Origin of the sequence: Bradyrhizobium sp. 40, assembly GCF_023100925.1 — a bacterium.
Classification (GTDB): domain Bacteria; phylum Pseudomonadota; class Alphaproteobacteria; order Rhizobiales; family Xanthobacteraceae; genus Bradyrhizobium.
The window spans coordinates 1,536,289-1,550,049 of the sequence record NZ_CP064688.1 but is presented as its reverse complement, the minus strand read 5'-3'; the positions used below and the strand labels follow the sequence as shown (position 1 = coordinate 1,550,049).

General features: G+C 65.5%; 12 protein-coding genes. 2 read left to right on the top strand and 10 right to left on the bottom strand.

Annotation, left to right across the window (positions count from 1 at the left end; all coding sequences use genetic code 11):
* Window positions 1-18 precede the first annotated feature (18 nt).
* Together IVB40_RS07300 and IVB40_RS07295 are read left to right on the top strand one after the other, a co-directional pair.
* A complete protein-coding gene (locus tag IVB40_RS07300) occupies window positions 19-291 on the top strand; it encodes a hypothetical protein (protein WP_247402067.1) in 273 nt (90 codons plus the stop codon).
* 88 nt (window positions 292-379) lie between these two features.
* On the top strand, window positions 380-685 hold the full coding sequence (locus IVB40_RS07295) for a hypothetical protein (protein ID WP_007601056.1): 306 nt from the start codon (window positions 380-382) through the stop codon (window positions 683-685).
* 21 nt (window positions 686-706) lie between these two features.
* Here IVB40_RS07295 and IVB40_RS07290 read toward each other — a convergent pair whose 3' ends face one another.
* The 10 genes from IVB40_RS07290 to IVB40_RS07245 form a co-directional block, all read right to left on the bottom strand.
* The gene (locus tag IVB40_RS07290; protein ID WP_197031218.1) at window positions 707-862 is read right to left on the bottom strand and encodes a hypothetical protein; all 156 of its coding nucleotides are present in this window, start codon (window positions 860-862) and stop codon (window positions 707-709) included.
* A gap of 113 nt (window positions 863-975) precedes the next feature.
* Window positions 976-1,491, bottom strand: a complete 516-nt coding sequence (locus tag IVB40_RS07285; protein WP_247818487.1) for a septal ring lytic transglycosylase RlpA family protein — start codon at window positions 1,489-1,491, stop codon at window positions 976-978.
* Window positions 1,492-1,585: 94 nt separating this feature from the next.
* Window positions 1,586-1,807 (bottom strand): hypothetical protein, encoded by a 222-nt coding sequence (locus IVB40_RS07280; protein ID WP_247402060.1) that lies wholly within the window; start codon window positions 1,805-1,807, stop codon window positions 1,586-1,588.
* A gap of 30 nt (window positions 1,808-1,837) precedes the next feature.
* Window positions 1,838-3,088 carry a DUF1501 domain-containing protein gene (locus tag IVB40_RS07275; RefSeq protein ID WP_247818486.1) on the bottom strand — a complete coding sequence of 417 codons (1,251 nt, stop codon included), beginning with the start codon at window positions 3,086-3,088 and terminating at the stop codon, window positions 1,838-1,840.
* Between the two features lie 2 nt (window positions 3,089-3,090).
* Complete coding sequence (locus tag IVB40_RS07270) at window positions 3,091-4,542, bottom strand: DUF1800 family protein (protein ID WP_247818485.1); 1,452 nt, start codon at window positions 4,540-4,542, stop codon at window positions 3,091-3,093.
* Between the two features lie 167 nt (window positions 4,543-4,709).
* Window positions 4,710-7,229 carry a M56 family metallopeptidase gene (locus IVB40_RS07265; protein ID WP_247818484.1) on the bottom strand — a complete coding sequence of 840 codons (2,520 nt, stop codon included), beginning with the start codon at window positions 7,227-7,229 and terminating at the stop codon, window positions 4,710-4,712.
* Window positions 7,226-7,618 (bottom strand): BlaI/MecI/CopY family transcriptional regulator, encoded by a 393-nt coding sequence (locus tag IVB40_RS07260; RefSeq protein WP_247818483.1) that lies wholly within the window; start codon window positions 7,616-7,618, stop codon window positions 7,226-7,228. Before IVB40_RS07260 ends, IVB40_RS07265 begins: the two co-directional genes overlap by 4 nt.
* Window positions 7,619-7,789: 171 nt before the next feature.
* A complete protein-coding gene (locus IVB40_RS07255) occupies window positions 7,790-9,442 on the bottom strand; it encodes an NAD-dependent malic enzyme (RefSeq protein ID WP_256468208.1) in 1,653 nt (550 codons plus the stop codon).
* 321 nt (window positions 9,443-9,763) lie between these two features.
* On the bottom strand, window positions 9,764-10,762 hold the full coding sequence (locus IVB40_RS07250; protein ID WP_247818482.1) for a tripartite tricarboxylate transporter substrate-binding protein: 999 nt from the start codon (window positions 10,760-10,762) through the stop codon (window positions 9,764-9,766).
* Between the two features lie 98 nt (window positions 10,763-10,860).
* Window positions 10,861-13,191 (bottom strand): mechanosensitive ion channel domain-containing protein, encoded by a 2,331-nt coding sequence (locus IVB40_RS07245; RefSeq protein WP_247818481.1) that lies wholly within the window; start codon window positions 13,189-13,191, stop codon window positions 10,861-10,863.
* Window positions 13,192-13,761: the final 570 nt, after the last annotated feature.

The window sequence follows — 13,761 nt, the reverse complement described above, 5'->3', positions numbered from 1 at the left end:
TTTGCGTGAGGCGGAACGATGGGGGACGTGGTTGGGGATTCAAAGGTCGATTTTGGTGTCCTTGCGGTGCTGCATAAATGGCCATCGCTTGCGAACCAGCGACGGACGGACAGATCGTCCTACCAGGTGATCGAGGGCACGCTCGACGAATGCATCTCGGCGTTCATGGCGAAGCCGGCGGCGACCAGGCATCTCTATGAGATCCGTACCATCGCGCAACCACCGCTGGTCACGGACATCCTCTCGCCTGAGCACATCACCGAGCTCGCGCGGCTGCGCGAATTTCTCTGATCCTCGCAGAAGCACCGGCTGAGCGCGGGAACCTTCTACCGGTTTTTCCCGTTGATGGTGATCGGAAGCGAAGGCGTGAGTGCCTCAGATGCTTGAAGCCGGCGTGCCAGCCCCTGTCGTGCCCTATGGCGCAGACCAGACCCTGTTCGTGGTGATCGATCGCCTCGACAAGGCGACCGAAATCCGTGTCGAGCGAAGCGATCTCGACGCCACGATTGGCGAGCTCGTCGCCGGCTGCTTCAACGACCCCGTCAAGGTCATCTCGTTCAACACGCTCGAGCACTGGATGAAGGACATCTCGACCGACGTCGCCGGTGAGATCCGGGCGCGCTGCGACATTGATGGCGTGACGCTGCCCGACTATCTCAGCGACTTCGTCGAGAGCCACAGCTGAGCGCGCGTTGGACGATGAAAATCAGGCGCGCCGGTACTTGCCGGCAATGATCTCGATCTCGCGGCGGCGTTCGTCCGCGAAGGTTAGGAGCTTTTCGATCGTCAATGTATCCGTGATCCGTTTGGCCAGCCGCTCGGCGCGTGCCGCCTGATCTTCGAGATACTGGATCGTGGTCAAACGCCGCCTCCCAAGAGCTTCAATCTGGAGTCCCGAATGATTGGGTATCCATGGTGGCTGGAGGGGGCTAACAGCCGGTTAAGCACAGCGCTTCGGATCGATGCAGCCGCAAATTATTGCACAACGTCGAGCCTGACATTGGTGACACCCTTGTCGACCATGCCGAGCGCCTCCGCCGCGGAGGGCGAGATGTCGACCACGCGTCCGCGAACATACGGACCGCGATCGTTGATCCTGACGGTCACGAAGCGGCCGGACGAGACATCGGTGACGCGCAGCTTGGTGCCGAACGGCAGGCTGGGATGGGCCGCTGTCAATTCGTTCTTGTCGAACCTCTCGCCGCTCGCCGTCTCCGTGTCCGAATAGAAGCTGGCGACGCCATGCGAGACGCTTTGCTTTGCATCACCGTCGGGGACGCGCGCCCGGCTGATCGGACGTGGATGCAGCGCCGCCACCCTGTGCGGTCGTTCGACAGCGGCTTGGCGGTGGGTGCCGAGATCGGCCTTCTGGCGGCCGACGGGCGATTGCGCACACGCCGCAAGCGACGCCGCGCCGATGATGGCGAGCAGCAACCGGCACAGGCTTGCCGGCGAAATCCGGGCAGTTTCGGCACGTGCAAATCGAGACATGATGCGCCCTCCGAACGACCCCGAGTTTCGGTGGGCAATGAGGGCAGAACCTTGTCGGAACGAAAGCGCGCCTGCGGCCGCAGCCGTTTCAGGTTTAGCTGTGGCGATTCCACCACACTGGCTTGTCCTGAATCGAGACAGACTCCTGGGATAAGCCCGATACGACGCGCCAGATCGGGCGCGTCTCCGGAGGAACCTCGCCAGGCTCGGCGTCGCCCTTCAAGAGCCGTGCGAGTTCGCGCCGATAGAGCCGCCGCCAGCCGGTCCTCAGGCCGGCGAGAAAGTCGAGCTCCCGTTGTGTCAGCGTGCACATCATGAACCCGATCCGGTTGCGAGAGCCGCGTCGTCAGCCGACGAGGCCTCCCATCGGTTTGACGTCGGCGCTGCCCGGGAAGATCGTATCGGCCAGCACCCTCTCCTCGACCCGCAGATGATCCCTCAGCAGGCCCTTCAACACGGCCCGCAAATCCGTAGTCGGCTTGAGATCGCGATCCTCGAAAAGTTGCGCCGGCTTCAGACCCGGCCAGTCCGCGATCACGCGGCCACCGGTGAGCCCGCCGCCGATCAGGAAGGCGACCGTGCCCGTGCCGTGGTCCGTGCCCTGCGTCCCATTGATGCGCGCGGTTCGCCCGAACTCGGTGACAACCGCGACGACGGTCTCGCGCCACGCCTCGCCCATGTTGCTCTCGATCGCGGCAAAGGCGCCGTCGAGCGCGCCGAGCAGATTATAGAGCTGGCCCGAGGCCGCGCCCTCGGCGATGTGGGTGTCCCAGCCGACGAAGCCCATCGCGCCGACACGCGGACCGTCGGGCTTTGCGAGATAGCGCGCGGCGGTGCGGGCTGCTTCGGCGAAATAGGCGCGGACGCGCGCGATGCCGGGCGGCGCCAAGGTTGGATCGTCGGACATCGGATCGCCCGCGCCCGATGCGCCGCCGAGCGACGCGAGCCTCATGCGGGCCTGGAGCACGGTCGCAAGCTTCGGATCGGTGTGCTGGTAGAGATCGAGCAGGCGGTTCTGCGTGTCCTCGCTCGCCGGCAACAATCTCTGCGGCACCCATGTCATCACAGGCGCCGAACCGCGCACCACCAGCGGCGTCACAGAGCCAATGCCGAGCGCGCGGCTGCCGCGCGGGTCGACACGCCCGCCGGATTCCAGCGCGAGCAGTGCGCGGTTGAGCCATCCCGAACTCGTCATACCCGGCTTGACGAGCCCGCTCTCCAGCACGTCCTGGCCGTCGAAATGCGAACGCTCGCGATAGGGCGTCGCGGTGGCATGGACGATCGCAGCCTTGCCGCTTTTGTAGAGCCGATGCAGGTTCGGCATCGCCGGATTGAGCGCGAAGAAGGCATCGAGCGGCAGCGCGGGCGGCTTGCCGTCCAGCGCCAGCGCGCGATCGCCGCGCAGGGAGATCCAGTCGGGATCGCCCACCGGCGCAACCGCGCCAAGGCCGTCGAGCGCGCCGCGCAGCACGATGACCAGCAGGCGCGGATCGCGCCCTTCGGCGCGCGCGACCCGCGGCATCTGGCTCCATGCGAACAGCGCGCCGGACCCGACCAGAAGCTCGCGCCGCGTGGGCAAATGATTGACGACGCCCATGCTCACCTCCTCTGAAAATCCGCCGACATGAACAAGAGCGCCAACGCTTGCTGCCGGCTCTCGGCACGGCCGACCGCCTGCTTCACCTCGGGTGATATCTCGGAGGCGAAGACGTCCTCGATGATCACTTGCGGATCGGCAGTGGTCGCGATGCGTTCGGCGAAATTGTTGGCGATGTCGAGCCGCCGGCCAATGCCGTCGATCCAGCTTGCCTCGTCATCCGGATAACCCTTGGGCGCCGATGGCCGCCACAGCCCTTCACCGAGCAGCTCCTGGCCGCCGGTGAAGCGGACGGGATCGACGGTCGTGATGCCGGTCGCGCGCACCATGCCGACGCCCCACTCGCTCGGACGCTTGAGTTTCGACGGCGGCCCGCGCCACGCCTCGTCCGACGACACCATCGCGATCGCGACCTGCTTGAGATCGCCCTCGGCGTCGCGAAAAATCTTCGCCATCTGCTCGATCAGCACAGGCGGCGGCTCGTCGGCCACGAAATGTCGTGCGAGCTTGGTCGCGACATGGGTCGCGGTCGCCGGATGCACGGCGAGATCGCGCAGCACCGCGCGGCCCTGCTCAACGTCCTCCTGCTCGTAGCGCTTGCCGAGCACAGTCTGTCCGCCGGGCTCGTGCAGCCGCGGATTGAAGGTGAATTCGCCGCCGTGCTCGGGATTGTCGCCGGGCGGCACCAGCGTCCATCCCGTCAACACATTGGCGAAGCTGATGACGTCGTCCTGGGTGTAGCCGGCGCGCACGCCGAGCGTATGCAGCTCCATAATCTCGCGCGCGATGTTCTCGTTGAGGCCGCGGCTGCGGTTGATGCCGGCGATCGAGTTCGCGCCCATCGAGCCGAGATTGTCGAGATAGAACAGCATCGCCGGATGGCCCTCGACGGCCAACAGGAGATCGACGAAGCGGCCGAGCGTATTGGCGCGAACGGCTTCGCGCTCATAGGCGCCGGACATGCTCTGGATCTTGTTGGCTGAGATGCAGAAATGGTTGGACCAGAACCACACCAGCCGCTCGGCGAAACCGATGTCGGCAGAAAGCGCGGCTTCCGTGCGCACCTTGGCTTCCTGCAAATAGATCGGACGCCCCGGATCGGGCACGGCCTCGGCCGCCTGCTTGGCCGCCATCTCGGCGGCATCCTTGTCCGCTCCCTGGCCTTGCGTCTGGTCTTCCGACATGGTCGGCGTCGCCGCCACCTGCTGCTTTTTAGCTTGCTGCTGGGCTTGCTTGGCGCGCGCGGCGCGCCGCGCATTGGCATCGGCCACGGTGCGATAGGCCTTTGCGCTGGAGGGAAGGCTCGCGGCGGCGTTCAGGACGAGCGGGCGGTCGAGCTCGGCTATCAGCGCGCCGCGCGGGTCGGTTCCGAGAGCCGCAATCGATCCCGGACGCGGCCCCATCCCGAAGCGATGAAGTGCCAGCACGGCCTCGGCCTTTGCAGAACTGCTCATGGCGAATGCCCAATTCTTGCGAGCCTGCCGACGGTGTCGGCGGGAAGTTACGAAGCGTAATGCTACGTATTGTAGCATTCACGACAAAGACCGGCAAGTGGAGATTGAGAGAGCGCCGTCAACAACTCGGGAGCCGCCGGTCCTGCAGATCAGCGGCGGCGATCCTTCTAGAAATTGGGCCCGAGCGCGATCTTCGTGATCGTGCCGTTTCTGACGCCGATGCGCCATTCCGCCGAACCGTTGGCGAACTGGGCGACATAGATGTCGCTGTCGAGCGCGGTGACGCCGCGGAAGGAGACCGCACGCAGCGCACCCAGCCGCGTTAGAATCGCCTGATCGAACGGAAGCTGCGCGCGCGTGATGTCGGCCACTTCCGACGTCATGCGCTCGTAGTCCGGCTGTCCCTTGCCGACTCCCTCGATGTAGCGACGCAGCATCTCCTCACCATTGGCGATCGGAACGGCGCGCCGTGCCGCGCGACTCGGACGCGCGCCGAGGTTCGAAGCCTCGACATTGTGGAAGCGCGTTTGCCGGCCCGGCACCAGGATCTCCATGCACCGTCCCGACTTGTCGGCAATCACCCACGGATTGTTCACGGTGGTGGTGGAGGCCCAGGTCATGTTGGGCCTGACGGCGCTCTGCGTCCTCCGATTGCCGTCGGCATCGAGATTGAAGACCTGGATGTCGTCGCCCATCTCGTTATAGACCATGATCCTGATCGGCGAGGTGCCGGCGCGACCGCGCACGTTCGCCTCCTCAGAGCAAGGCACGATGCCACCGAGCTCGTCGTTGCCGTCGGCTCTGAAGATGACATCGCCGGCCTTGCCGTCGGGCTCGAGCAGCAGGCGGAATTCGGCCGTACCGTTCTCGAACTTCGCGCCGTAGATGTCGTAGCCGCCGGGTCCGACGCCGCGGAAGAAGATCGATTCCAGCCCGCCGAGCGCAACGAACGTCGCGTGCATTTCATTGAGCTGGCGGTGGAGCTTGGCGGCGAGCGGCGCGCTCATGCGGTCGTAGTTCGGCGTGCCGGCGCGCAGATCCTCGATCCCGCGCACGATCATCTCCTTGCCGCCGACGGCCGGGACCTGCTCCCTGAAGCGATCGGGGACTTCGGCAAGGCGGCGCGCGAAATCCGCTTCGACCGCCTGAGCCACCGCCGCATCGACGCGGGCCGCAAGACGGGCGCCGAAAACCGCACCTTGTAGCAACACGCGCGAGACCCTCGACTGCTCGTCGCGCAGGAAGATGACGAGATGGTCGCCGCGGAAGGAGAAGGCATCAGTGCCCTCGGCAAGGATTTGCGTCGTGCCCTGCCCGGTTTCCTGCAACCAGAGACGGTCGCCATCGCGGCGCACGGTGAGCACGCGGTTCGGCGCAATCCTGTACCAGCCGACATATTGATCGAGCGAGGCAGGTTCAGTCGTCGGCGCCGGCATCTCGGCGACACGCACCGCGCGCACGTCGCGGCCGTTGATCCGCAGCATCAGTTCGGAGGAGCGACGTTCCGCATCGAGCGGGAACGTGATCTCGCTCGACGAAGCCATGTAGGACGCGGTGCCGTCGCTGTCGACCGTCAGGCGCAGCCGGCGCTGCCCGGTGAGCTGGCCGAAGAGATCGTCACCTTCGCGGAAGATGGCGAACACCGAGGCCGGGCCCATGACGTAGAAATTGACGAAGGGGCGGTAATGCTGGGCCGGCACCTCGCCGCTATCCGCGGCGAGCGGCGCAGGCTCCGGGGTACGATAGGCGATCATGCCGGCGGACACGATCACGGCCGGGACGATCGCGGCCGCGATCCACGCCCGCTTGCGCCAGCCGACCGCGACCGGCATCGCGGCGGTCGCGATGATGCGCTCGACGCGGGCGCGCACGGTCGAGGCCCGCGCCATCGCGAGCTCGAGCGGCCGCGGGTTTACCGTGCTTGCGAAATCAAGCAGGATTTCCGCATAGGATAGCCGGTCGTCGATCACCTCGATTGCCTCGGCGTCGCTGATGATCTCGGCAAGTTCGGCAAGACGCGCGAGCTGCCACCAGGCGAACGGGCTGAACCAGAACACCGCGCGATTGAGAGAGGCGAGCAGGAGGATATGGAAATCGCGGTTGGCGACATGCGCGCCCTCATGCGCGAGCACCGCGAGCCGCTTCTTGGCGTCCCAGCCGGCAAATTGCGGCGGCACCAGAATGGTCGAGCCAAACGTGACGGGACCGCCGATGTCGCGGCTGACGCGCACATCGGCGTCGACCAGGTGCGGACCGTTGATCGGCCTTGCCGCGCGCGCGAGGCGCCAGGTCAGATAGAGGCCGATGGCCAGCCGCAGCAGCAACAGGCTGGCGACGGCGACATGGACGATTGTGGCGACAAGCCACCAATTGATCGAGACGCCGCTCTGCGCCGGGGAAGCAATCGCCGCGCCGGGCGCGATCGGCTGCATGGGCTGCGGCATCTCGAACATCGAGATGTCAGCCGGCAGGACATCAGCCGGCACCGATACCGGCAATGGCAGCCGGGTGATCGTGACCCTCGGCCAATGCATCACCACGGGCATCGCCAGCGATGCCAGCAGCACGACGACCCACGCGGTCATGTGAGCGTGCGGATTGCGCACGCGAAACAGGTTGAGGCCGAACCAGACGACGCCTCCCAGCACAAGGGAGCGCAGCGCCGCCTCCGCCAGAGTTGCGATCATTCTTTCTTCACTCCCCTCGCCTTCTTCGCCTTGGCGACCTGGTCGGCCAGTGCGCGCAACTGCTGCTGGTCGAGCATTGCATTGTCGACCATGCCGACGAGGACCTCCTCCATCGAGCCGTTGCAGAACCAGTCGACGATGCGCTGCACCGCCTTGGCCGCAACCCGCGCGCGCGCTTCGGCTGCGTGGTAGACATAGGTGCGTCCGTCCACCGTGTGCCGAGCATAGCCCTTTTCTTCCAGCCGGCGCAGCACCGTGCGCACGGTGGATTCCTTCAGCCGACGCGACAGCTTTTCGCGCACAATTTCGGCCGTCACAGGACCATGGGCCCAAACCAGTTGCATGACCTCGTGCTCGAGGTCGCCCAGGTCGGGCAAACGATCGTCCATGGCGGCTTACCTTGGTTTCGAATTTTCTTGTAGCGCTACAGAACGTCGCATATACGGCCGCGCCGCGCAACGGGGTTTCTACCTGAAATGGTATCGGATGCTGACCGAACGGGGCTTGCTTTGGGCGGTCGTCATGCCCGGGCTTGTCCCGGGCATGACGATGCGGAGGCTTCAGTACTTCGGCTCGTACATCTGGGACTGAACCAATCCCTTCACGTCGTTGGGCGCGGGTCCGTCCGCGAGTCCGCGCTGATAGGCGACATCGGCGACGGCGGCAGCGATGCGGACCGAGACCTCGCGGATGCGCGGCAGCGCCGGGTAGAGGCTGCCTTGCGCAAGATCGTCCTTGCCGACGCAATCGGCCAGCGTATGGGCGGCCGCCATGAACATCTCGTCCGTCACCAGCCGCGAGCGGCTGGCGATGACGCCGAGGCCGACGCCCGGGAAGATGTAGGAGTTGTTGCCCTGGCGCGGCACGAAGGTGCGGCCGTTCAGCTTCACAGGATCATACGGGCTGCCGCAGGCAAACAGCGCGCGGCCCCCGGTGTAGCGGTAGGCGTCCTCCGCCGAACATTCGGCCTTCGAGGTCGGGTTGGAGAGCGCGAACACGATCGGCTGTTCGTTGAGCTCGGCCATCGCCTTGAGCACCTCGGGCGTGAAGGCGCCGCCGACCGCGGCAACGCCGATGATCGCCGTCGGCTTCAGCGTCCTGATCGCGGTGAGGAAGTCGGCGATCGGCGCCTGGTCGGCATGGGCATAACGGAGCTTGTGACCGGACAGGCCTTCACGGCCGCCAACGACCAGGCCGCGGGAATCCACCAGCCAGTTGCGGCGGAGCGCTTCGGCCTCGGAGGCGCCCTCCGCCATCATGGCGGACGTCACGAGATCGGCGATGCCGGTCGCGGCCTCGCCCGCGCCGAGGAACAGGATGCGCTGATCCTTCAGCTTGCCGCCGTTGACGCGCAAGGCCGAGAACAGGCCGGCGAGCGCAACCGCGGCCGTGCCCTGGATGTCGTCGTTGAAGACGCAGGCCTCATCGCGGTATTTGTGCAGCAGCTTGAACGCCGAGTGGTTGGCGAAATCCTCGAACTGGATCAGCACTCCCGGAAAGGTCTTCCGCGCGGCGACCATGAACTCGTCGACGAAGCTGTCATAGGCCTCGCCCGTGAGCCGCCGCTCGCGCAAGCCGAGATAATACGGGTCTTTCAGGAGCTCTTCGTTGTTGGTGCCGACGTCGAGCACGATCGGCAGACACGTTTCGGGATGCACGCCGGCGCAGGCCGAATAGAGCGAGAGTTTACCGACGGGAATGCCCATGCCGTTGGCGCCGAGATCGCCGAGGCCCAGGATGCGCTCGCCATCGGTGACGACGATCAGCTTGGCCGGATAGGGCCAGTTCTTCAGGATCTCGGCGATCTGGCCGCGATCGCGCGAGGAGATGAACATGCCGCGTGGCCGCTGGAAAATCAGGCCGTATTTCTGGCAGGCGAGCCCGACCGTCGGCGTGTAGATGATCGGCTGGATCTCGTCGATATTGTCGACGACGACGCGGAAGAACAGCGCCTCGTTGCGGTCATGCAACGCATTCAGCGCAACATATTTTTCGAGATCGGTCGGCAGCGTGCGCAGGTTGACGAGCACGCGCTCGACCTGGGTCTCCATCGTCAGCACGCACGGCGGCAGCAGTCCGCGCAGGCCGAGCGCATCGCGCTCCTGCGCGGTGAAGGCGGTGCCCCTGTTGAGCAGGGGATCGCGCAGCAGCGCCATGCCGTGCACGGAATCGGACGATGTCGAATGGGCGCTGACCCGAGCAGGTCTATTCACGAATTCCCCCAGGGAGTTTCTTATTGAAGGGCGAGCATTGTCGGCCAGCACTCACCTGAGATCAAGGACGCAGAAAACTGCGGCAAGCATTGTGATCCCGCACCGCAGCGAGGTTTTGGTGACAGACCGGTCGTCGTGCGCACGAAAAAGGTTAACGCCGCGAGGCTCTCGCCCCTCATGGTGAGGAGCGCGGAACGCGCGTCTCCGGACGATGCTTTGCATCGCCGGGCGAATCATGCAGGCCCTGCTCTCCGCGGCGCATCCTTCGAGACGCCCGCTCCGCGGGCTCCTCAGGATGAGTCAGTGGTATGGGCGACAGCGTTACTCCGCCTTGATGTCGGCGGCCTTCACGATCGGCCACCATTTCTCGGTCTCGGCCTTCTGGAAGGCTCCGAGCGCTGCGGGTGTTTGCTGATCGGGCGGAGGAGTCTCCTGTCCCAATTCGCCAAACCGCTGCTTGACGGAAGCGTCGGCAAGCACGGTGACGATGGCCGCGTTGAGCTTCGTGACGATCTCCTTCGGCGTATTTCTCGGCGCCCAGATGCCGTGCCAGTAGGAGATGTAGAGACCGGGCAGCCCCGCCTCGTCGACCGTCGGGATATCGGGCGCGGAGGCGAGCCGCGTCGGCGACGTCACCGCGAACGCCTTGATCGCACCGTTCTTGTAATGCGGCAGCGAGTTCGAGGCCTGATCGAACATGATGTCGATCTGCCCGGCCACGAGGTCGATCATGGCGGGCCCCGCGCCGCGATAGGGCACGAACTGGAAGTCGGTGCCGGTTCTCTCCTTGAAGAAGACACCGGCGACGTGAGCACCTGTGCCCGCACCGGCCGTGCCGGCAGTCACCTTGCCGGGGTTGGCCTTCAGCCACGCGATCATCTCTTTCAGGGTGTTGGCCTCGAGCGACTTCCGGCCGACGATGAGCTGCGTGCCCATCGCGATCGTCGCGACCGGTTCGAAATCGGCGATCACGTCATAGGGCAGCTTGAAAATCGCGCCGTTGAGCACATGCGTGCCCCAATGGCCGATCGTGATCGTGGTGCCATCAGGCGTTGCGCGCGCGACGCGGGCGCCGGCGATGCTGCCGGAGGCGCCCGCTACGTTTTCGACCACGATCGTCGCGTGCAATTCGGCGGCGATGCGTTCGGACAGGATGCGTGCCAGCGTGTCGGTCGGACCGCCCGCCGCGAACGGCACCACGAGGGTGATCGGCCGCGACGGAAACGGCTGCGCGCTCGCAGGAGCGGTCCACGCCGCACATCCGAACAACGCACAAACGACGATCACATGACCGCGCAGTCCAGCCCACCGCCCCTGCATTCCATCCACCCTTTTTTGCCGCCCGCATGTCGTCAGCGGGCTGGGGCGAAGTGAACGCTGCCGGTTCGACCAAGGCAAGCGGTAAGTTTACCGCGCCACTATCCTGCGGCTCGACGCGGCGTCAGATGAGCGGCGTTGTCAGCCGGCGGCGCGATGTGCATCAGGATGGTCTGGGTGGCCGATGCGACCTCGATGCCGTTGTGCTGGAAGCGCTGCTTCATGCGGCGGTTGAATTCGCGTTGCACCGGCCAGCGGCCGGCCTCGGTGCAGCGGATCTGGCCGACGATCGACACCATGGCGCCGTCGACCTTGTCGATGCCCCAGAGCTCGAGATCGCCGCGGATCAGGCTGCGGAATTCCACCTCGCGGCGCATCTCGTCGACGATGTCCTTCAGGATCTGGCCGGCGCGGTCGGTATCCTCCTTGTAGGCGACGTTGACGCTGACGGACGCGTTGCCGGCGCCACGGCTGGCATTGGTGATGGTCGTGACGGCGCTGAACGGCACGATGTGCACGGCACCGTCGCCGGCCCGCAGCCTGATCGTGCGGATCGAGACGTTCTCGACCACGCCCGATAGCCCGGACACGCTGACGCTGTCGCCGACCTGGACGGTGTTCTCCAGCAGCAGGAACAGCCCGGTGATGAGATCCTGCACCAGCTTCTGCGAGCCGAAGCCGATGGCGATGCCGACGATGCCGGCGCCCGCCAGCAGCGGCGCGACGTTGACGCCGATCTCGCTGAGCGCCGTGAGGCCGACGACGGTCGCGATCACGCACAGCAAGGCCGTGCGCAGCATCGGCTGAAAGGTCCGCAGCCGCGCGGCGCGGGCATAGTGCCCATCGCGCGACAGCGTATTGATCTGGCGGTCCAGCAGCGCGTTGCTGGCTTCCCAGATCGCAGCTGCGATGAACACGGCAAGTCCGATCGTCACCACCGCCGAGATCAGCCGGCTGCCGATCTGGCCGCCATAGAACCAGACGATGGCGTCGACGCCCCAGACTTCGAGCACGGCCACCAGGCCGATGAAGGCGATCACGCCGGATACGATCTTGCGCAGCAGCGGCAGGTAGCGGTTGGCGCGGATCTCGAGGCCCGGAAACCGCTGGAGGATTTCCGGCTTGATGCGGAAGCCGCGGTCGATCAGGCCCAGCGTCAGCATGATGGCGACACGCGTGATCAGCGCCACCGCGATGGTGCCGACGAAATATTGCAGCAGCAACGAATAGCCGCTGCGGATGTTCAGCGCCCACACCGCCCACAGCGCGAGGTCGAGGGCGATGGCAAGATAGTGCCAGCCGCCCGCGATACGGTTGCGCAGTCGCGCCGCGATCCCCTGCCGGTCGGCCGGCGCGCGGATGGCTTCGGCGACCTGGCGGCGGCATTGCAGGATGATGACGACAATGAAGAGATGCACGACCAGCATCACCATGCGCAAGAGCGCGGCATAGCCGGCGCGATGCAGGCCGAGCAGCAGCGCCACATTGGCAAAGGCGATGCCGGAGACGCCGACGCCGACGATACGGCGCGCCCAGATCTCGATATAAGCGGCGGTTTCGGCCTTGACCGGAAACAAGCCGAACGGTCCCGCCAGCACACAGACCACACAGATGAGCCCGCGCGAGAACGCATAGGCGTTGACGACGGCGAGGATCACGAGGCGGACGGTGGTGGGCTCGCCGATCTCGGTGCCGAGCAGCGCCGTGGCGACTCCGACAAAGACCAACACGGGTAGCAGCTCGAGCAGGAAGCGTCCCAGCACGAGCGGCAGCCGCAGCATGATTTGCCAGGCCCGCGCCAGGCTGTGGCGGCGCATTTGCAGTTCGGGCGCCGGGGTGACATCGGCGACCGATGACGGCGGATCGGCAATGGGCAACACCTGCACCGGCAGGCGCGCCGTTTGCGGCATGCGCCCTTCCAGGAACACGACGGGGCGGCGGATCAGACGGAAGATCACCCATTCGGCGCAGAAGGCGCAGCCGAACACCAGCGCGAGCTTCCAACCAATCTCGATCAGGAGATTGTAGGCCGCGGGATCGTTCGCGGTCCGCACGATCCAGTAGTAGAACGCCGGGAAGTGCGTGAGCGTCCTGGCCATATCGGCGACGTCTCGCGAAATTTCGCCGATCTCCTCGGACACGGTGAGCATGAGCTGCGCACCAAGGCCGTCGGCCGCGAGCGGGATCGGCGATTTTGGCTCGGGCGCGGGCTGCTGTGGACCTGACGCATTCGCGATCGCACGCAGCGTGTCGATCATTTGCGCGCGCTTCTTGTCGTCCTGCAGCGTGTCCAGCGCGCGCCTGGCCTCATCGGGCGACAACGCGGCAGCGCTATTGGCCGCCGGTGCAGGCGGCGCGGCGCGGGTGCTGGAGAGAGATGAGATCGCGATCAAGAGCGCGGCGGGAAGCGCGGAGGCAAGCTTATGCGACACGAGGGATTCCCTGGGAAAAATGAATGCGACGGCGACGTCGGGACCGTCACCGCCGAAGCACATGCATCATGTCGGATCGACGCTATTCGCCCGGGCGCTGTGTCGGAAGTTGGCCAATGAGGCGACATTCTCTTGGCATTTGCCGCGGTGCAGGAAACGGGAACCGCGGTCTCAAGCTGGGACGTGCGCCACTGGAATGAGGACGCACAAAACCTCCACCGTCACTCCGGGAGTCGGCCCGGAATGACGGCGATGAGGAGGAGAGAATCAGGATGTCAAAAGCGCGGCGGCCGCGTCACGGCCATCCGACATAATTCGGTGTGATGCAATCGATGTGCTGCAGAATACAGCGCCGGGCAGGTAGGGGCTATGCCACACTGATGCAGCCCTCTAAACCTTGGCCCGGCGTGCCGTTCGCGGTTTTCTGCCGCTATGCGATAGTCCGAACGAGCTCCATCGCACTTACCGCGGCTGGATCTGCGGAGGTGGTGTCATAGACCTCCCCTTGCTCTTGATGTGGACGTTGCGCGTCGCTTGTTTGCGACCATTACGATGGTCCTCCCGTGACAC

Coding starts and splice junctions, on each gene's coding strand:
- IVB40_RS07300 (WP_247402067.1), top strand. CDS start 19: ATGGGGGACGTGGTTGGGGATTCAAAGGTCGATTTTGGTGTCCTTGCG.
- IVB40_RS07295 (WP_007601056.1), top strand. CDS start 380: ATGCTTGAAGCCGGCGTGCCAGCCCCTGTCGTGCCCTATGGCGCAGAC.
- IVB40_RS07285 (WP_247818487.1), bottom strand. CDS start 1,491: ATGTCTCGATTTGCACGTGCCGAAACTGCCCGGATTTCGCCGGCAAGC.
- IVB40_RS07280 (WP_247402060.1), bottom strand. CDS start 1,807: ATGATGTGCACGCTGACACAACGGGAGCTCGACTTTCTCGCCGGCCTG.
- IVB40_RS07275 (WP_247818486.1), bottom strand. CDS start 3,088: ATGGGCGTCGTCAATCATTTGCCCACGCGGCGCGAGCTTCTGGTCGGG.
- IVB40_RS07270 (WP_247818485.1), bottom strand. CDS start 4,542: ATGAGCAGTTCTGCAAAGGCCGAGGCCGTGCTGGCACTTCATCGCTTC.
- IVB40_RS07265 (WP_247818484.1), bottom strand. CDS start 7,229: ATGATCGCAACTCTGGCGGAGGCGGCGCTGCGCTCCCTTGTGCTGGGA.
- IVB40_RS07260 (WP_247818483.1), bottom strand. CDS start 7,618: ATGGACGATCGTTTGCCCGACCTGGGCGACCTCGAGCACGAGGTCATG.
- IVB40_RS07250 (WP_247818482.1), bottom strand. CDS start 10,762: ATGCAGGGGCGGTGGGCTGGACTGCGCGGTCATGTGATCGTCGTTTGT.